Source organism: Vibrio ruber DSM 16370, assembly GCF_900163965.1.
Taxonomy (GTDB): domain Bacteria; phylum Pseudomonadota; class Gammaproteobacteria; order Enterobacterales; family Vibrionaceae; genus Vibrio; species Vibrio ruber.
Genome location: NZ_FULE01000010.1, coordinates 1 through 17,515, shown reverse-complemented (window position 1 = coordinate 17,515; position 17,515 = coordinate 1). Strand labels below are relative to the sequence as shown.

At 45.1% G+C, this 17,515-nt stretch carries 19 protein-coding genes and 1 tRNA gene; 9 read left to right on the top strand and 11 right to left on the bottom strand.

Annotated features, from left to right (window positions below; all coding sequences use genetic code 11):
• Positions 1-11: 11 nt before the first annotated feature.
• From hxsB to hxsA, 3 genes are read left to right on the top strand one after another with little or no spacing between them, the layout of a single operon-like run.
• On the top strand, positions 12-1,478 hold the full coding sequence (gene hxsB / locus VR7878_RS03200) for a His-Xaa-Ser system radical SAM maturase HxsB (RefSeq protein WP_077333389.1): 1,467 nt from the start codon (positions 12-14) through the stop codon (positions 1,476-1,478).
• On the top strand, positions 1,471-2,640 hold the full coding sequence (gene hxsC / locus VR7878_RS03195) for a His-Xaa-Ser system radical SAM maturase HxsC (protein ID WP_077333387.1): 1,170 nt from the start codon (positions 1,471-1,473) through the stop codon (positions 2,638-2,640). The genes hxsB and hxsC overlap by 8 nt, the downstream gene beginning before the upstream one ends.
• 20 nt (positions 2,641-2,660) lie before the next feature.
• Positions 2,661-3,251, top strand: a complete 591-nt coding sequence (gene hxsA / locus VR7878_RS03190) for a His-Xaa-Ser repeat protein HxsA (RefSeq protein WP_077333385.1) — start codon at positions 2,661-2,663, stop codon at positions 3,249-3,251.
• Positions 3,252-3,335: 84 nt separating this feature from the next.
• Here hxsA and VR7878_RS03185 read toward each other — a convergent pair.
• Positions 3,336-3,412, bottom strand: a tRNA-Arg gene (locus tag VR7878_RS03185).
• Positions 3,413-3,624: 212 nt separating this feature from the next.
• Here VR7878_RS03185 and folD point away from each other — a divergent pair.
• On the top strand, positions 3,625-4,485 hold the full coding sequence (gene folD / locus VR7878_RS03180) for a bifunctional methylenetetrahydrofolate dehydrogenase/methenyltetrahydrofolate cyclohydrolase FolD (protein ID WP_077333383.1): 861 nt from the start codon (positions 3,625-3,627) through the stop codon (positions 4,483-4,485).
• 81 nt (positions 4,486-4,566) lie between these two features.
• Here folD and VR7878_RS03175 read toward each other — a convergent pair whose 3' ends face one another.
• Entirely contained in the window at positions 4,567-5,541 is a 975-nt protein-coding gene (locus VR7878_RS03175; RefSeq protein WP_077333381.1) for a lytic murein transglycosylase, read from the bottom strand.
• A gap of 34 nt (positions 5,542-5,575) precedes the next feature.
• Positions 5,576-5,857 carry a YcgL domain-containing protein gene (locus VR7878_RS03170; RefSeq protein ID WP_077333379.1) on the bottom strand — a complete coding sequence of 94 codons (282 nt, stop codon included), beginning with the start codon at positions 5,855-5,857 and terminating at the stop codon, positions 5,576-5,578.
• A 200-nt stretch (positions 5,858-6,057) separates the two neighbouring features.
• On the opposite strand from VR7878_RS03170, the gene minC reads away from it, so the two are divergent.
• From minC to minE, 3 genes are read left to right on the top strand one after another with little or no spacing between them, the layout of a single operon-like run.
• Complete coding sequence (gene minC, locus VR7878_RS03165) at positions 6,058-6,720, top strand: septum site-determining protein MinC (RefSeq protein ID WP_077333377.1); 663 nt, start codon at positions 6,058-6,060, stop codon at positions 6,718-6,720.
• Between the two features lie 42 nt (positions 6,721-6,762).
• Positions 6,763-7,575 carry a septum site-determining protein MinD gene (gene minD, locus VR7878_RS03160; RefSeq protein WP_077333375.1) on the top strand — a complete coding sequence of 271 codons (813 nt, stop codon included), beginning with the start codon at positions 6,763-6,765 and terminating at the stop codon, positions 7,573-7,575.
• A 6-nt stretch (positions 7,576-7,581) separates the two neighbouring features.
• Positions 7,582-7,845, top strand: a complete 264-nt coding sequence (minE, locus tag VR7878_RS03155; RefSeq protein WP_077333373.1) for a cell division topological specificity factor MinE — start codon at positions 7,582-7,584, stop codon at positions 7,843-7,845.
• A gap of 115 nt (positions 7,846-7,960) precedes the next feature.
• On the opposite strand, the gene rnd is transcribed toward minE, so the two are convergent.
• The 8 genes from rnd to VR7878_RS03115 all read right to left on the bottom strand — a co-directional run bounded on the left by rnd (position 7,961) and on the right by VR7878_RS03115 (position 15,856).
• Entirely contained in the window at positions 7,961-9,088 is a 1,128-nt protein-coding gene (rnd, locus tag VR7878_RS03150) for a ribonuclease D (RefSeq protein WP_077333371.1), read from the bottom strand.
• 135 nt (positions 9,089-9,223) lie between these two features.
• A complete protein-coding gene (fadD, locus tag VR7878_RS03145; protein WP_077333369.1) occupies positions 9,224-10,918 on the bottom strand; it encodes a long-chain-fatty-acid--CoA ligase FadD in 1,695 nt (564 codons plus the stop codon).
• A 96-nt stretch (positions 10,919-11,014) separates the two neighbouring features.
• Positions 11,015-11,896 (bottom strand): alpha/beta fold hydrolase, encoded by an 882-nt coding sequence (locus VR7878_RS03140; protein WP_077333367.1) that lies wholly within the window; start codon positions 11,894-11,896, stop codon positions 11,015-11,017.
• 6 nt (positions 11,897-11,902) lie between these two features.
• Positions 11,903-12,478 (bottom strand): Slp family lipoprotein, encoded by a 576-nt coding sequence (locus VR7878_RS03135; RefSeq protein WP_235862840.1) that lies wholly within the window; start codon positions 12,476-12,478, stop codon positions 11,903-11,905.
• A 15-nt stretch (positions 12,479-12,493) separates the two neighbouring features.
• Positions 12,494-12,802 (bottom strand): chromosome partitioning protein ParA, encoded by a 309-nt coding sequence (locus VR7878_RS03130; RefSeq protein ID WP_077333365.1) that lies wholly within the window; start codon positions 12,800-12,802, stop codon positions 12,494-12,496.
• An 89-nt stretch (positions 12,803-12,891) separates the two neighbouring features.
• On the bottom strand, positions 12,892-13,593 hold the full coding sequence (tsaB, locus tag VR7878_RS03125) for a tRNA (adenosine(37)-N6)-threonylcarbamoyltransferase complex dimerization subunit type 1 TsaB (RefSeq protein ID WP_077333363.1): 702 nt from the start codon (positions 13,591-13,593) through the stop codon (positions 12,892-12,894).
• Positions 13,594-15,549, bottom strand: a complete 1,956-nt coding sequence (yoaA, locus tag VR7878_RS03120; RefSeq protein ID WP_077333361.1) for a DNA repair helicase YoaA — start codon at positions 15,547-15,549, stop codon at positions 13,594-13,596.
• A gap of 103 nt (positions 15,550-15,652) precedes the next feature.
• Entirely contained in the window at positions 15,653-15,856 is a 204-nt protein-coding gene (locus VR7878_RS03115; RefSeq protein WP_038178474.1) for a hypothetical protein, read from the bottom strand.
• A gap of 208 nt (positions 15,857-16,064) precedes the next feature.
• Here VR7878_RS03115 and purU point away from each other — a divergent pair, with 208 nt between their 5' ends.
• Together purU and VR7878_RS21480 are read left to right on the top strand one after the other, a co-directional pair.
• Complete coding sequence (purU, locus tag VR7878_RS03110) at positions 16,065-16,898, top strand: formyltetrahydrofolate deformylase (RefSeq protein ID WP_077333359.1); 834 nt, start codon at positions 16,065-16,067, stop codon at positions 16,896-16,898.
• 293 nt (positions 16,899-17,191) lie between these two features.
• Positions 17,192-17,320: a hypothetical protein gene (locus VR7878_RS21480; protein WP_261855932.1), complete on the top strand. Its 129-nt coding sequence runs from the start codon at positions 17,192-17,194 to the stop codon at positions 17,318-17,320.
• Positions 17,321-17,515 lie beyond the last annotated feature (195 nt).

Here is a 17,515-nt window from a genome sequence, read left to right as displayed (position 1 = left end):
AGGAGTTTTATGTGAAAATAATACCATATGAAAACTTTGGATATAACAGTTATAAGTTAATGCCTTTTAGATTTGATAGGTTTGATAACGATCGATTTTTACTCATAAATGAAGTAGGACAAAGCCAATATATAAATAGTAACGATTTAGATAGCCTAATTAATGGCAATCTAAATATTAATAGTAATCTATTCGAAAATTTGTTATCAAAATCGTTTTTATATACAGACGATTCTAATTACCAATTCAGAACTCTAGCTTCAAAGTTTAAAACAAGAAAATCATTTCTAATCGGTGGCCCAGCATTACATATATTTGTTTTAACCTTAAGGTGTGATAACTCCTGTGAATATTGTCAAGTTACTCGCAAGTCCCCCAACAACTATTCTTATGATATGAGAATTGAAGATGCTCGAGAATTTGTTTACCGAATGTTTGAATCACCATCAAAAAATATAACTGTTGAATTTCAAGGTGGTGAGCCTCTTCTTGCTTTCGATATATTAAAATATATCGTCGAATTAATATTATCAGTAAATAAAGATAAAAAAATTCAATTTGTTGTTGCCACCAGTTTACAATACATTGATGATAATATTTTGATTTTTTTGAAAAAACATGACATTCATATCTCAACTTCTCTAGATGGTCCTCAATGGTTACATAATAAAAATAGGCCAAATTCTTGCAAGGATAGTTATACTAAAACACTTAATGGTCTTAACTCAGCACGAAAATGGCTTGGATTTGATAATATTGCTGGAATGACAACGATTACCCGTGATAGCCTAAAATATCCAAAGGAAATCATTGATGAATATATTTCCCATGGCTTTCATTCGATTTTCTTACGTCCTCTAAACATGTATGGGTTTGCTGTAAAAAGAGAAAAAAATGTTTCATACACAATGGATGAATTCAATAAATTTTATAGAAAATCCTTCGATTATATCATCGAAATAAACAAAAACGGATACCTACTAGAAGAAGTTAGTGCTTCTTTAGCATTAAATAATGCACTTACGCCATTTGCTAGTGGTTATGTAGATATGCGTTCTCCTTGTGGGGATGGCACAGGTGTTCTTGTCTACAACTACAACGGTAAGGTTTATCCATCCGATGAGTCCAGAATGCTTTTTGAAATGGGAGATAACTCTCTATGCTTAGGCAATGCCAGTGATAGCTATTTGAGTCTGATGTCATCTCCCGTAATGAAAAAAATATTGAATTCTGGAATTGCAGAAACCCTTCCAGGCTGCTGTGATTGTGCATATTTACCTTATTGTGGTGCAAATCCAATACAAAATTATTCACGTTATAATGATATGGTTGGACATAGAGCCAATAATGCTTTTTGTACTCGACAAAAATATCTTTATAGGTATTTATTTAAACTAATGGAAAATGACACTAATAAGGAAATCTTTTTTAGTTGGCTGACAAAATTATCACCTCAACAAGGTGAAAAATATGAATAGTAATTTACCACTAAAATCAACTGCTAAAATATTCAACTTTGAATGTTCTCTTACGTTAAAAGTTATAGATCTACATGATTTTATTTCAACTGGAGAATATGGAAATAAGTATTGTCTTAAGTTAGATGGTAATCCCGACCATGTGGGGGATATATTAAACCTAGAATGGGGAGCTATTATCATAATGAAAGGCTTTTCTTATGAAGGAATTAATTGCCTTGTGATTTATGACTTGAGCATGCCTGAGATTGTATCTTCTGGTGATATTATATCTGTATCACCCAATGGGATTTATGTTTCTTATAGAAAAAAGAGCAATTCAAATGTTCTTTTTGTAACTGAGAGATGTAATCATAATTGCATTATGTGCTCCCAACCGCCAAGAGAAATCAAAGATGAATGGCGTATCAATGAATGCCACGCGATAATTGAATTTATTGATAAAAATGAAAAAGTTCTCGGTATTAGTGGCGGCGAACCCACTTTACTTGGTGAGCAGTTAATTGACTTAATCAAACACTGTAAAAATACTTTGCCATCAACACAGCTACATATTCTTACTAATGGTACTGCTTTCCATAAAATGGATTATGTAGAAAAAATCTCACAGATAGAACACTCTAATATCATATGGGGTATCCCACTTTATGGAAGTACACCCCAACAACATGATTTTCATACTCAAGTTAAAGGCTCATTTAATAAGGTAGTTCATGGGATATATAACTTAGCTTCAAAGGGACAATCAGTAGAATTAAGAATAGTTCTCACACGTTCAGTTTTAGTTAATATCAGGGATATTATGGAATTCATTCTATGGAATATGCCTTTTGTTAATACTGTAGCCATGATGGGCGTTGAATCCACAGGTTATGCTAAATCAAATTATGAACTGGTATGGGACGAGATTGAATCATATATAGATAACATTTACCACAGTATTAAATTGATGCAATGTAGTCCTATTAACGTTCTTTTATACAATATCCCTCTGTGTAAATTACCTATAGAGCTACACAATATAGCAGTTAAGAGTATTTCTGATTGGAAGAATGTGTTTTATGAGAAATGTGAGAGTTGCGAAAAAATAGAATTATGTGGTGGATTTTTTAATTCTCATAAGACAGCAAAATTTACGTCTAAAGAGATTGTGCCTTTTTAGATTAACTGAGGAAAATAAATATGGACTGGAAAATAAATCGACTTTTATCATTGGTTAAAGATGTGCTATCTGGTGTTTCAATGTCTAGTGTTGGGGCAGTTCTATCATCTCATGCTTACGCGACTCAAACTGTTGCACTACCTGATTTAGATGGAGCTCAATTAGATAATCTAATCAATTTTGAGAAATCATTAAATGATGACTCTGCTAACCTTTATGCCGCACATCGTTCTCATTCCAGTCATCGCTCTCATTCAAGCCATCGTTCGCACTACTCATCCAGATCTACAGGAACTTATGTGGCTCCCAGCCGTACATATACTTCCCCTAGCACTACATACAGCGCTCCAACAACTAGTGTACAGCCACCTCCAGTAGCTTCCCCCCCGAAACAAGTAATTAAGCCATCTACCGATGCCTTAAAAACTCTAGTAATGAGAGTTCAAATTGCATTATTTTCCAAGGGATATAGCATAGGGGCAATAGATGGGATAATGGGTTCCAATACAGCTAAGGCGTTAAAACGTTACCAGACTGACAATAAATTAAAAGCCACAGGCACTATGACAACAGAAACTTTAAACAGCTTAGGTATTCGTTTGCCCAACTAAATTAATTAAAATTGGACATCCAATGGCACCACAAAAGAAAAAGCCCCGACGATACAAGTATCATCGGGGCCTTATCGAAATAAGTGGCGCGCCCTACAGGATTCGAACCTGTGACCACATGCTTAGAAGGCACGTGCTCTATCCAACTGAGCTAAGGGCGCGTTACGGGGTGGGATTATACGAATTCACCCGAGTAAATCAACGAGTTTCTCTAATCTGATGTTTTAAATGCCTAAAAAATTACCAGCTTGAGCAAAGGCTCAGAAAACATACCAGAAGCAAACGTTTGCTTATAGATGTTCTGCAAAATATCTGCGACAATGCGCGCAAAAATTTTGCTATTCTTTTGTTTCGCGACTCATGAAGGTAAGCCATGACTGCTCAAAATATTGATGGAACCCTAATTTCCAAAACCGTTCGTGCTGAAGTCTCAGCACGGGTGAAAGCGAGAACCGATGCCGGACTTCGGGCACCGGGGCTGGCTGTGGTTCTTGTCGGGGAAGATCCTGCGTCCCATGTTTATGTCGGGAGTAAACGTCGGGCTTGTGAAGAAGTCGGCTTTATTTCAAAATCGTTCGATTTACCTGCCAATACCACCCAACAAGCGTTACTTGAGTTAGTTGATCAGCTCAATGCAGATCCGAGCATTGATGGGATTTTGGTTCAGCTTCCCCTGCCTGCCGGTCTTGATGCCACACAGGTTCTGGAAAGAATTATGCCGGATAAAGATGTCGATGGTTTCCACCCTTATAATGTCGGACGCCTTGCACAGCGGATCCCGACCCTCCGTTCCTGCACCCCAAAAGGAATTATGACGTTGCTTGAGCGGTACAACATTGACCCGCGCGGTAAACATGCGGTTGTTGTCGGAGCCTCCAATATTGTCGGTCGCCCGATGACGCTCGAATTACTCTTGGCCGGTTGCACCACCACGACATGCCACCGCTTTACCAAAGACTTAGAGCAATTTGTCCGTCAGGCCGAAATTCTGGTCGTCGCGGTCGGCAAGCCACATTTTATTCCCGGAGAATGGATTAAAGAAGGTGCGGTTGTGATTGATGTCGGTATTAACCGCATGGATGATGGCAAACTGGTGGGAGATGTCGAGTATAACGTTGCCAAAGAAAAGGCCAGCTATATTACACCGGTTCCGGGTGGTGTCGGCCCGATGACTGTCGCGACACTGATTGAAAATACCATGCTTGCATGTGAACAGTTCCACACTGATGTGTAGCTGAAAATCATTCGCTAAAAACTCAAATACCAACGAAAAAGGCTCCGTTAAGGAGCCTTTCCTATCTATGAATCAAGCCGATTACTTCATAATGATTCGATCGGCAAGATGACTGACCGCCAATGCAAAATAATAAGAGCGGTTCCACTTCATCAACACGTTATAGTTGTTATACACCAGATAAACGCGCCCCTGCTCATCATCAGGCGCAATCAGCCACGCCTCAATATCCTGTTTCAGCTTCGGCAGCGGGCTACCGTCATAACGTGTCACACCCAGCTCACTCCACTGACGGAGCATTTTCCCCTTATCTTTGCCGCGTCCGCTCAGGCTCATATCGAACCCGCGCGGCAAATGCACCTGACGTCCCCAAATCATATGTTCATTCCAGCCGGACTGACTCAGATAATTCGCTGTTGATGCAAATACATCGGCTTTCGTGCCCCAGATATCTTTTTTCCCGTCGCCGTCACCATCGGCAGCAAAGGCCAGAAAAGAGCTTGGCATAAACTGGCACTGTCCCATCGCACCGGCCCATGAGCCTTTCATTGCCTGCGGTGTAATATGCCGCTGTTCAAGAATTTTCAGCGCTGCCATCATTTCGTTACGGAAAAATCGTTCACGACGCCCGTCATAAGCCAATGTCGCCAATGCATCGACAACGTTGTAACCACCGGTGAGCGAGCCAAAATTACTCTCAACGCCCCACAAAGCAACGATATAACGAGGCTGCACACCGTATTGCTTCCCGATTCGTACCAGCTCATCATAATGTTCCTGATAGAGCTTTTTCGCTTTAGCGACTTTCCAGTCCGGCACGGCACGAGGAATATACTCGTCCAGAGTGAGTTTTTTCTCCGGCTGATTTTTATCGGCAACAATCGCTCTGGGACGGTAGGTGACCTTCTCAAAAGCTGCATCGATCGTTGTCTGGCTAATCCCTTCCTGCTTTGCTTGTTGTTTGAGGCCATCGACATACTGTTCGAAGCTCTCTGTATTGGCATAGAGGGGACAACTCAGAATCAATCCCAATCCAACTGACCATAATTTTTTCATTTTCTCTCCTCTCATCCTGATAAGTCTTTGCTTGCTACTGTGCGTGTCGGGCTGCCTTCCTTGCTTTATAACTTTCTAATAAATTTTCCGGTGGTGGCGGTAGTTGTAAGAAAAACCCGTCATCGATGAGTGATTGTTGCACTTTTTCAATATCAACACTTGCCAGAGTCTTCCCTGCCAGACTCATTGTCATCACTAAAACCGGCCGACCGAACATCTGGAGCAACGCTTCCGGAACTTTCGAGAAGTCGTCTTTTTTCTCGATGTATAAGTAGGTGCCTTCTTTTTTAGGACTTTTATAAATAGAACAAAGCATTACCGCGCCTTTTGTATATTTCCCGACCAGAATGTCAAGACTTGCGATCTCAACACATAAAGTTAACCTAGTTTTGAGGTTAAAAACGTCAATTAAAAGTAAGATATCTTGCTGAGTTTGAGCTGTGACTATAACATGACAGCCCTACTTTCAGGCAATGCCCTTTCTAAAGTGTTTATGAGTTGAGGCCCAAATTACCTATGTCCATCACACCTGATCTTAAAGGTAGTAGTTTTACACTCTCCGTGTTACATCTTGCAGACAGTGAAATCTCAAAGTCTGTCGAGTTTTTGAAAGAGAAAGTGACTCAGGCACCTGCATTTTTCACCGCTGCACCCATTGTGCTCAACATCGCCCAAGTTGAAGGTGAACTTGATTTTCACCAGTTAAAACATGGCATTCATGAAACGGGGATGGTGCCGGTCGGCATTACAGGGGCCCGGGATAAGCGGACGCAGAACCTCGCGTCGGAAGCCGGTTTTGCCGTGCTCACTGCCAGCAAGTCACCGAATCAGGCACCTGCGGCAATCACCCCGACGAAGACCATCACTACCCCGATTCGTTCCGGTCAGCAGGTTTATGCCAAAGATTCTGACTTAGTCATTCTCAATCACGTTAGTGCAGGCGCTGAAGTGATTGCCGATGGTTCAATTCATATTTACGGTAGCTTACGTGGCAGAGCGATTGCCGGTGCCAGTGGGCAACAGCAGGCAAAAATATTCTGTCACGATTTACAGGCTGAATTAATTTCTATCGCGGGCAATTATTGGCTCAGTGATCAAATTTCGAGTGAATACTGGCAGAAAAAAGCGATGCTCAGTTATCATGACGGCACGCTCCACATTGAGCCAATCACTATTTAAATCCTACTCAAAGGAAACTTAAGTTCAATTTAAGGGAAACAAATGGCACGCATTATTGTTGTTACATCAGGTAAAGGCGGTGTTGGGAAAACGACATCGAGTGCAGCAATTGCCTCCGGTTTGGCAATCAAAGGTTTAAAAACCGCAGTCATCGATTTCGACATCGGCTTACGCAACCTAGACCTCATTATGGGGTGCGAGCGCCGTGTGGTGTATGACTTCGTGAATGTCATTCAGGGCGAAGCAACGCTCAATCAGGCGTTGATCAAAGACAAACGCTCCGAAAACCTCTTCATTTTGCCCGCATCTCAAACCCGGGATAAAGATGCTCTGACCCATGATGGTGTCAAACGTGTGCTGGATGAATTAGACAGTATGGGTTTTGATTTTATTATCTGTGACTCTCCGGCGGGGATTGAACAAGGTGCACTGATGGCACTTTATTTTGCGGATGAAGCAATTATCACGACCAACCCTGAAGTCTCTTCCGTGCGTGACTCGGACCGCATTCTGGGGATTCTTGATTCGAAATCACGCCGCGCGGAACAGGGCCTTGAACCGATCAAACAACATTTGTTACTCACCCGCTATAACCCGGCTCGCGTGAGTCAGGGAGAAATGCTGAGCGTCGAAGATGTCGAAGAGATTCTGCATATTCAATTACTGGGTGTCATACCTGAAAGTCAGGCGGTACTGAATGCGTCCAACAAAGGGGTTCCGGTGGTGTTTGATGAGCAGTCGGATGCCGGACAGGCTTATCATGACGCGGTAGAACGTCTGACAGGCAGCGAAGTGGAATTCCGTTTTCTGTCCGAGCAGAAGAAAGGTATTTTTCAACGATTATTTGGAGGTTAAGAACCTATGTCATTACTGGAGTTTTTCCGCCCGAAAAAGCAAACCTCCGCAAGCCTTGCCAAAGAGCGTTTGCAGATTATCGTTGCCGAACGCCGAAGCCAGAACGATCCGGCACCGAACTACCTGCCGCAGTTGAAAGAAGATATTCTGAAAGTGATCGCCAAATATGTGGCGATTGACCCGGATATGGTTGAGCTCTCTTTCGAGCATAAAGGCGATGACTTGGCCGTTCTGGAATTGAATGTCAAATTGCCGGACGAAGAGAAGTAACGCTCTCTATTATGACAGCTACACCATCATATAACCGGTTCAGAACCGATTATATGATGGGCTCTTCACAGCTGCGGTAACAACTCACTCACCTCATCTGCACCTGTATCGCATCTCATGAAATAGCCGGCACCATCTCGTACAAGGTATTGCCCAACACTTCTTTACGCCATCCCTGCATGAGATCCGGTAAAAATTGCGGATCAGTCTGCGTCTTCCATACCCAGCTCAGCAATTGGTTCAGTTGCTTGCGGGAAGCCAGAAACTCCGGCGATAATCCCAACTTTTCAGACTGCATATTGACCTGATCTTTGAGCCGTTTAAACAACTGTTTGTATCCGGGATAATCTGAAACCGGAATAATACGTGGCGGATAATCAGCTTCGCTGACCGCTTGACCTTCTTTGACCAGTTGGCTGATTTTCGCGCCATGGCGCTTCACCGAGCGCGGGTCAACCCCTTCGGCTTCCATCAGCTTGAAGTTGACTAATTCCAACCGGGCGATGGTCAATAGATCTTGCTCTTTGATGACAAAATTCAGCGCCAGATCGCGCTTTAAGGCTTCTTCGTAACGCCAAGTCGCAAGGCGCTTTAAGATCGCCAATTGTTTGGGTGCCAGTTGCCATGCACCTTTAATATCGAGATAAGCATCTGCCAGTTGATAACTTCGCGTTCGCTTTTCAACCTGTAGCCGGGACTCTTCCAACGCAGCATCCCACCAACCTCTCTGTTGAACATTTTCACACAGTTGCTGATAAACCGGCATCAAATAAAAAACATCGGCGGCGGCATAATCGAGCTGTTTCTGACTCAACGGCCTTGCCATCCAGTCAGTCCGGGATTCACTTTTATCCAGTTCAACCGCCGTAAAATCAGCCACCAGCGCAGCAAATCCGGTCGACAAACCATAGCCCATAAATGCCGCCAGAATCTGTGTATCAACAAACGGTGTCGGGGCACATTGAAATTGGTGGTAAAACACTTCTAAATCTTCACCGGCGGCGTGAAGCACTTTAAGCACCTGTGGGGCTTGCAACAAACTGACGAAAGATGTCATATCTTCAACGGTTGTCGGGTCAATCAACGCGACGGATTCTCCGTCATAAAGCTGGATCAACCCCAGCTGGGCATGAAATGTCCGGGTGCGGACAAATTCGGTGTCCAACATCACGACGGGACACTGTAATGCTTTGCGGCAAACCGCTTCAAGCTCATCTGAGCTGGTAATCATTTGATAGTTCAAAATTACTCACTTTTATCATTCATGATCAGGCAAGCGTTCATCATGGCGCGGCCGCTATGTATGAACAAGAAAGTACGAACAAGAAAAATGCCGACATCATGTCGGCACTTATCAGTATGTCGCTATCATGGACAACTAGCCCTGTTCCATACCCAGCATTACCTGATGATTTTCATCTTTCAATGCCCGGCGTAATATTTTACCGACATTGGTTTTCGGCAGCTCGTCACGGAATTCTATCAGTTTCGGGATCTTATATCCGGTCAGATATTGGCGACAGTGAGCAATGATTTCTTCTTTTGTCAGCGATGTATCTTTTTTAACGACAAACAGTTTAACCACTTCACCACTCACATCATGTGGTTGTCCGATCGCGGCAGCTTCCAGCACTTTATCATGCATAGAGACAACATCTTCAATTTCATTCGGATACACATTAAAACCGGAAACCAGAATCATATCTTTTTTCCGATCCACGATATATAGCATACCTTGCTCATCCATCCGAACAATATCACCGGTCGATAACCAACCATCATCAGTTAAGACTTCTCGTGTGGCATCTTCACGCTGCCAGTATCCGGTCATCACCTGTGGTCCGCGAACCTGTAACTCACCGGTCTGATCAAACCCGACGACTTGACCATTCTCATCAACAATCCGCACATCGGTCGATGGCACCGGCAGACCGATCGCGCCACTGTAATCACTCAGATCATAGGGGTTGCCTGCAACCAAAGGAGAACATTCAGTTAAACCATAACCTTCGAGCAAATGTAAGCCGGTTACTTTTTTCCACTCATTGGCAACCGCCCGTTGTACGGCCGTTCCCCCGCCGACAGACAAATGCAGGCGGGAAAAGTCCATATTACGGAACGATTCATTGTGAACCAAGGCATTAAACAGCGTATTCACCCCAGTGATTGCCGTCACAGGATAGCGTTGTAACTCTTTGACAAATCCGGGGATATCTCTCGGATTGGTGATTAGCAGGTTTTGTCCGCCCAATTCAATAAACAGCAGACAGTTCACACTTAATGCAAACACATGATACAAAGGCAACGCGGTCACCACCAGCTCTCGCCCTTCGGTTAAAACCGGCCCATAAGCCGCTTTCGCCTGTAAGACGTTGGCAACCATGTTGCGGTGAGAGAGGATCGCACCTTTGGCAATGCCTGTCGTGCCACCGGTATACTGTAAAAATGCGGTATCATCACCTTCGATAACTGGCTTGACATACTGCATCCGACGACCGAGTTTTAAAGCGGTTCGCATCGAGATTGCATCCGGTAGATGGTAGTGTGGCACGAGTCGTTTGACATATTTGACGACAAAGTCCACCACGGTTCCTTTCGCGCGTGGCAACATCTGCCCCAGACTCGTCAGAATGACATGTTGTACCGATGTCCGTTGTACAATTTTCTGCAAGGTTCCGGCAAAATTCGAGACGATCACAATCGTGGTGACCCCCGCATCATTGAGCTGATGTTCCAGCTCTCGGGGCGTATACAGGGGATTGACATTAACGGCCACTAAACCAGCCCGTAGCACACCAAACAACGCCACCGGGTATTGCAGCAAATTTGGCATCATTAAGGCAACGCGATCACCTTTTTTGAGTTGTAACTCGTTTTGTAAATAAGCGGCAAAAGCACGACTGCGCTCTTCCAGCTTACGGAAGGTCATCACCGTTCCCATATTGACAAAAGCAGGCTGATCAGCGTATTTCGTGATCGATTGTTCAAACATCTCAACCAAAGATGAATAAACATCTGGATTAATCGTTTCAGGCACATCATTTGGGTAACGTGCAAGCCATGGATGCTCCACAGGGATACTCCTCGTACTGGCAGGTCAGTGCCCCGCCTTATTATATATGTTAATTATTTGTTAATTTCCCAAAGTTTTTAAAGTATAGACTCTAATTTAAGAAAATGGTGTTACATTAATTTTCATAACAAATTGTGATATCAACCGGCCAACTTGCTCAGGATACTCTAAATGACAGTGATGGCCGCCCTTCACGTGCTGAATCTCAATTTGCTCTGGTAGCATAGTCTGGGAAAATGATTTTAAAGAGGGATACCCTTGTTCCCCCAAAACTACCTGAAAGGGAGCCTGAATCGCAGCCAATACGGCTTCAGCGTGTGCATCTGACATCCGATACAATGACTGAGCAGACAGTTTCGGGTCAGCCCGCCACATCCACAACCCATCCCGCAATTCAATGCCTCGCGCAACAATCGGCTCAATAAGCGCTTCGGGCAATGCCGAATGCATCGCCCGGACATTCAGGGCGACATTATAATGCTCATAACCTCTGTTGCGTGATTTGCGCCGGATACGGTTACGACTGTTCACGCCATCCCGTAACCGTTGGACACTAAGTTCTGCGGATTCGGTCAAGGGGCCGAGACTCTCAATCAAAAACAGTCCATCGACATATTCAGGAAAGGCGGCACTATAGCAACTTGCAATCAATCCACCAAGCGAATGACCGACTAAAATCTTTTTTTTCGCTGGCAGAGTCACTAAAAATTGATGAACGTCATCGATATAGTCATGAAATGTATAAAAGTTGTCTGCTGATTTATGACTTGACAGACCATGTCCCGGTAAATCCATCGCGCATAAATGAATCCGGGGGGTTATCTGACTTGTCATAACGTCCAGCACAGACATAAAGCTGGCGGCATTATCGAGCCAGCCATGCAGGAAAATGACGGAACAGTCCGCAGTTTGATGATTGCCTGTGTCAATCGCAGCGATGTTTCGTTCAGCAATAGAATAAGTATGTTGCACGAGCATAGCGGATTATTTGACCTCAGGTACTACCTTACCGGTCCTCGAGCCGAAATTCTCCCGACAGCGCCAGTGATCACATTCACGCAGAAATGAACCCGGTTCATGAATCACGACCCGTTCCGTCACCCGCCATAAATGATAAGCCGATGCTGACAAGGCCGGAAACTCAGCCCGATATTCACCGACCTGACTCTTTTCCGGTGCAATGGCACTGCCGAGTACCGTCAGTAACCGCCCTTTCGCATAAGTCACCGGATCAAGAAAGCGGTTCACATACACAATAAACCGCCCGTTTGGCTCTTCTCGGATATCAGGTTTACCACTAGAATCGATGGGCAGGTTGACCATTTCCAGACGGGTTCGGTTCGGCAGGTTCTTAATCTCAGCAATCACCCCACCCAGCCGGACATAAGGTGCCTGAGTCCCCTTCAGTGCGGAAAAAGTTTGATAATCCTGAATCACCGTAGCACCGTCAGGGACGGACAATTCATCCGGCAGTAGTAACGCGCAGGCGCTCAGCACTAAACAGGTGAAGGCTATCGCCATGCCTTTGCCAATACGACGATTGAAATGATAGCGAACCATGTGTTTCCCCTCATATTAAATATAAATATCGACCCCGAGCATCTGAGCAAGTTCCTCCCGCCGGGCTTGAGTCATCACACCGAAATACGCTTCCAGCGCTTTACGGCTCCGCCCTTCGGGTAAGTCATATTGCAGATTCTCCTGAAAACGCTCGGTCTCTTGCATTGAACGCATCGAGTGAGTAACAGCATTGGCAACCGGCGTCGGTTCATAAGTGTCAGATGCAGCATTTGCAGCATCACCCTGCCGCTTTGCTTTCGCCGCTTTTGATGACTTCCCCGTTCCCGGTATTCGTGAAGGTGGTAATCCCTGAATCGAAACCATAATGTTCCTCACCTGTCTCGTGTTTCGGCCTGTGACGTATCATATCGCCCGTACTTGCTCATACTTCATGAGCCAACGACGGGAGACGGCTACGCTCGACCCGGTATTTTCTTCCAGGCCACCTGATCACGTAAGTAAATCGGGCTGGCCTCTTCCGCCGGAACCGTTTTTCCGTTTTCAAATGCAATTTTGGCTAAAAATACAATATCCTCAGCATCAGGATAAAGCACCTCTCCGGGCTCAACCTGTAATGGTAATTGGGCAAGTTCATCGTGATAAGCCGCCCACCCCGTGCCGGCACAGCGCCATGTGTAGACATCTTTCTCGAGCTGCTGTGTCAGTGTCTGAGGCGGAATAACACACTCATCATCCACAAGTTGCCAGGCGCCATTATCCTGACGGGTGAAGCGTGCCCAATACACTTCGCTCATCCGTGCATCAATGGCAGTTGCCACATGGTGGGCACCGTATACACGATAGCTGCCTTGTGCCATGGCTTCCAACGTCGAAACCGGAACCGTCGGCAATCCGGCGCCAAACGCCAACCCTTGCGCAATCCCGATACAAATCCGGACACCGGTAAAACTGCCGGGGCCACGGCCGAATGCCAGTGCATCTAAATCAGTCAGTCGAATGCCGGCTTCGTTTAAAACTTCATCTACCATCGGTAAGATTTTTTTCGCATGATCCCGTGGTGCAATGTCCCGTCGGACAAAACATTGGTTATCGACCATCAATGCAACAGAACAATTTTCTGTTGAAGTATCAATTGCAAGAATGTTTGAACTCATTTAACTCTCTGTACTCACTTCATCACTTTCCGAGTGCGACGGCTCCGATATATCGCGGAGAAATGCTTGTATCTGTTCTAAATCACGGGTTCGTGGGATCGGGGGTAAGCTTGCAAGAAACACGCCGCCGTAATCCCGGGTCACCAACCGATTATCGCAAATGATCAGCGCACCTTTGTCGCTTGCATCACGAATCAGTCGTCCAACCCCTTGTTTGAGGGTAATCACCGCTTCCGGAAGTTGCACCTGTTGAAAGGGCTCTCCGCCTTGCAGACGGCAGTCCTCAATTCTGGCTTTCAGTAAGGGATCATCCGGTGCGGTAAATGGCAATTTGTCGATAATAACACAGCTCAGGGCATCGCCTCTAACATCAATCCCTTCCCAGAAGGCACCGGTGGCAACCAGCAAAGCATTGCCGAGCGACATAAATTCAGAGAGGGTTTTCTGCTTACTGGTTTCGCCCTGCAATAGTACCGGCAGTTCCAGACATTGACGAAATCGCTCGCCTAAATCGCGCATCATCTGATGTGAGGTACACAGGAAAAAACAACGCCCTTGATTCTGCTCGATGACCGGTGTCAGCATAGCGACTAATTTGTCAGCCATTCCCGGTGAGTTCGGTTCCGGCAGATACCTTGGCACACACAGTCGCGCCTGCTGCTGATAATCAAACGGGCTTGGCAGGGAAAACTGTTGCTGCGGAACGAGCCCCAGACGCTGACTGAAATGACTGAAATCATGATTGACTGCCAAAGTTGCCGAGGTAAAAATCCACGAGCCCGGCTTCAATTTGATCTGTTCCTGAAACTTATCCGCGACAGACAGCGGGGTGATATGCAATCCGAAATGGCGTGGTGTGGTATCAAACCAGTATGAGTAGCCGGTAATCGAAACCTCACAGACTCGCTTAAGACGCGCGTGAATGGTACTGGTTCGTTCAAACGCCGTATCCAATAACTGACTACGTCCTAACGCAAGTTTCAGGACCTCTAAGGCAAAATCAAGGCTGTCCGTCAAACGTTCAATCGCCTGACTCACCTTGGGCTGGCGCACCGCTTCGCGCCAGTTGCCACGATAGCCGGGCTCGCCCAGCGCAATTCTGACATCCATTGCGGTTTGAACCAGCTTATCACTGATTTTTTGCAACTGACGCATATCTTTCGCTTCGGTGCGATAGCCGATCTCAATATCTTTCGCCAGTTCCTGAATCTGGCGGCTGGTCAGCGACTGTCCGAAATACTGGCTGGCAATATCCGGTAGCTGATGGGCTTCATCAAAAATAAATACCTCAGCTTCGGGAATGAGTTCACCGAAACCGGTCTCTTTAATGGCAAGATCAGCCAGAAACAGGTGATGATTCACCACCACAATATCCGCATCCATCGCTTTTTTGCGTGCTTTTGAGACAAAGCAATCCTGAAAATCCGGGCAGTCTTTACCCAGACAGTTATCATTGGTCGAAGTAATGGTCGGAATAATCAGGCTGTCTTCCGGTAGCGTTTCACATTCACCGAGGTCACCGGTTTTCGTTTCTGACGCCCAGCGCCGGATCTGGAACAGTTGGGCAAAATGCTGGGAATCGGTTTCATTGCCGTGACTCTCAAGCATCTGACGGTTCAGGCGCTCCAGACAGAGATAATTCGCGCGGCCTTTGAGCAACGCGATCTGGCCGAAAAATTCGGTCGCTTTGACAATCAACGGCAAATCACGATGAAATAACTGTTCTTGCAGGTTCTTCGAGCCGGTGCTGATGACGACTTTTTTACCGCTCATCAACGCCGGCACTAAATAGGCAAAAGTTTTACCCGTCCCTGTTCCGGCTTCAACTACCAGTTGTGACTGGTGATGAATAGCGGATTCAATCGCTTTGGCCATATCGATCTGAGCCTGACGAGGCTGAAATCCGGGAATCGCTTTCCCCAAAGCACCATGAGCTGAAAAAGTCTGTTCGATCATCGCATAGAGGATTTAAAGATATAATGTGCGATTATGTCAGGTTTGATGAAGCAGCGCGAACCTTTCTCTTGCGATTCACGCTGCAAAACACTCGATGAAGGGATTACTTGCGGTTCAGATACCGTTGTAACCAAGAAGCGGCTTCCAATACATTGGTCGGTTGCTCCAGCATCACTCTGGCAGCATCTGCGGGAGAAGCTTTGCTTTCCCACATCGCATTCAGGACGATCTCATCGATTTCATGCGTTCCCATTAACTCGTGGACACGCTCAACATATAATTTACGAGCCAGCAATTCCTTATCCATAACCACCACCTTAATGAAAAATGTGAGACACAACGATTGCCCGAAATAAAGACCAACCAGATAAGCCGAGGAGAAAATTACTTTTATTATTGGGTTGAAACTCTATTGAGAATAGATTAATTATAGCCGCAGTAGTGTGGGACTCATCACCGTTTTGAGTCCTCTGAAATAGTTTTTAATTCAAAAAAATCATCGGAAGTCATCATTGATGGAAAAGAAAACCCTCCTTACTCATTGCACAGATAAACCGGGTCTGATCGCCAAAATTACCAATATTTGTTACAAGCATCAGCTCAATATCATTCACAATAATGAATATGTCGATAACACCAGCGGTCATTTTTTTATGCGCACCGAGCTGGAAGGCTATTTTAACGATGCAACTCTGAACGCGGATTTAGATCAGGCACTGCCCGAAGGGGCCAAATATCAATTGATCGGCTCTTCACGTAAAAAAATCGTCATTCTGGTGACAAAAGAGGCTCACTGTCTGGGTGATATTCTGATCAAAAGCTACGACGGTAGTCTGGATGTAGACATTGCAGCGGTCATCGGCAACTACGATAAATTACAAACGCTGACCGAACGGTTTGATATCCCTTATCACTGTGTTTCACATGACGGCCTCAACCGTCAGGAACATGAGCAGAAAATGCTTGAAGTGATCGAGCAGTATCAGCCGGATTACATAATACTGGCGAAGTATATGCGTGTGCTGACACCCACTTTTGTTGAAAAATACCATCACCGTATCCTCAATATTCATCACAGCTTCCTGCCGGCGTTTATCGGTGCCAAGCCTTATCAGCAAGCCTATGAACGCGGCGTCAAAATTATCGGAGCAACCGCCCACTTCGTCACTGATGATCTCGATGAGGGGCCAATCATCAAACAAGATGTTATCCCTGTCGATCACACGTTCAGCGCTCAGGATATGGCGCAAGCCGGACGTGATGTTGAAAAAAATGTCTTGAGTAAAGCGCTGGCAAATGTGTTGAATGACAAAGTATTTGTCTACGGCAATAAAACCGTCATTCTGTAGGTGTCCAATCCATCATCATTCCCTGACGAACCATCATCGGCCGGGGAATTGATGGCTCATCCAAACGATTTATCTGAAAGCTCTGACCTGCAGGCCTTTTTGCAGGAGAAAGACTATCCTTTTACCCTCACCGAATTCATGGCCTTGATTCCTTTGTCAGCGCAATCCAATCAGTCTCATAACGGAATAGTTGTCCCTCTTTGGGTTATCACGTAGGATCATATTCACCATACACCGTGTACCATCGGTTTTATCAACCATGGTGCCTAATCAGCCACGATGTTAAAGCGATTATGAAAACAATACTAAAAGCTATCGGTATGATCTTTCGGTTTATCTGGAAAACGATCACCCTGTTCCGCCATCTCGTCACGAACCTGTTGTTTCTGATGGGATGGTCACTCCATCACTCGGCATCGTGATGTGCCATGATTGAAGTGATATCAACAATCGAAATCAGGAGTGACCACCATGAAATGTAGCGTAATCAGTATCGACTTGGCAAAAAACGTTTTCCAAATCTGTGCATTAGATGACAAACGTCTGGTTCTTTTGAACAAAAAAGTTAGACGAAACGACTTGCTCGATCAACTCAGACAATTTGAACCCACTCTTGT

Excerpts from the sequence above, each read along its gene's own strand:
- VR7878_RS03175 (WP_077333381.1), bottom strand. The coding sequence starts at position 5,541 with ATGAAAAAATTATGGTCAGTTGGATTGGGATTGATTCTGAGTTGTCCC.
- yoaA (WP_077333361.1), bottom strand. The coding sequence starts at position 15,549 with ATGATCGAACAGACTTTTTCAGCTCATGGTGCTTTGGGGAAAGCGATT.
- hxsA (WP_077333385.1), top strand. The coding sequence starts at position 2,661 with ATGGACTGGAAAATAAATCGACTTTTATCATTGGTTAAAGATGTGCTA.
- tsaB (WP_077333363.1), bottom strand. The coding sequence starts at position 13,593 with ATGAGTTCAAACATTCTTGCAATTGATACTTCAACAGAAAATTGTTCT.
- VR7878_RS03135 (WP_235862840.1), bottom strand. The coding sequence starts at position 12,478 with ATGGTTCGCTATCATTTCAATCGTCGTATTGGCAAAGGCATGGCGATA.
- minE (WP_077333373.1), top strand. The coding sequence starts at position 7,582 with ATGTCATTACTGGAGTTTTTCCGCCCGAAAAAGCAAACCTCCGCAAGC.
- folD (WP_077333383.1), top strand. The coding sequence starts at position 3,625 with ATGACTGCTCAAAATATTGATGGAACCCTAATTTCCAAAACCGTTCGT.
- VR7878_RS03130 (WP_077333365.1), bottom strand. The coding sequence starts at position 12,802 with ATGGTTTCGATTCAGGGATTACCACCTTCACGAATACCGGGAACGGGG.
- VR7878_RS03140 (WP_077333367.1), bottom strand. The coding sequence starts at position 11,896 with ATGCTCGTGCAACATACTTATTCTATTGCTGAACGAAACATCGCTGCG.
- minC (WP_077333377.1), top strand. The coding sequence starts at position 6,058 with ATGTCCATCACACCTGATCTTAAAGGTAGTAGTTTTACACTCTCCGTG.
- VR7878_RS03115 (WP_038178474.1), bottom strand. The coding sequence starts at position 15,856 with ATGGATAAGGAATTGCTGGCTCGTAAATTATATGTTGAGCGTGTCCAC.
- VR7878_RS03170 (WP_077333379.1), bottom strand. The coding sequence starts at position 5,857 with ATGCTTTGTTCTATTTATAAAAGTCCTAAAAAAGAAGGCACCTACTTA.
- VR7878_RS21480 (WP_261855932.1), top strand. The coding sequence starts at position 17,192 with ATGAAAACAATACTAAAAGCTATCGGTATGATCTTTCGGTTTATCTGG.
- hxsC (WP_077333387.1), top strand. The coding sequence starts at position 1,471 with ATGAATAGTAATTTACCACTAAAATCAACTGCTAAAATATTCAACTTT.
- purU (WP_077333359.1), top strand. The coding sequence starts at position 16,065 with ATGGAAAAGAAAACCCTCCTTACTCATTGCACAGATAAACCGGGTCTG.
- minD (WP_077333375.1), top strand. The coding sequence starts at position 6,763 with ATGGCACGCATTATTGTTGTTACATCAGGTAAAGGCGGTGTTGGGAAA.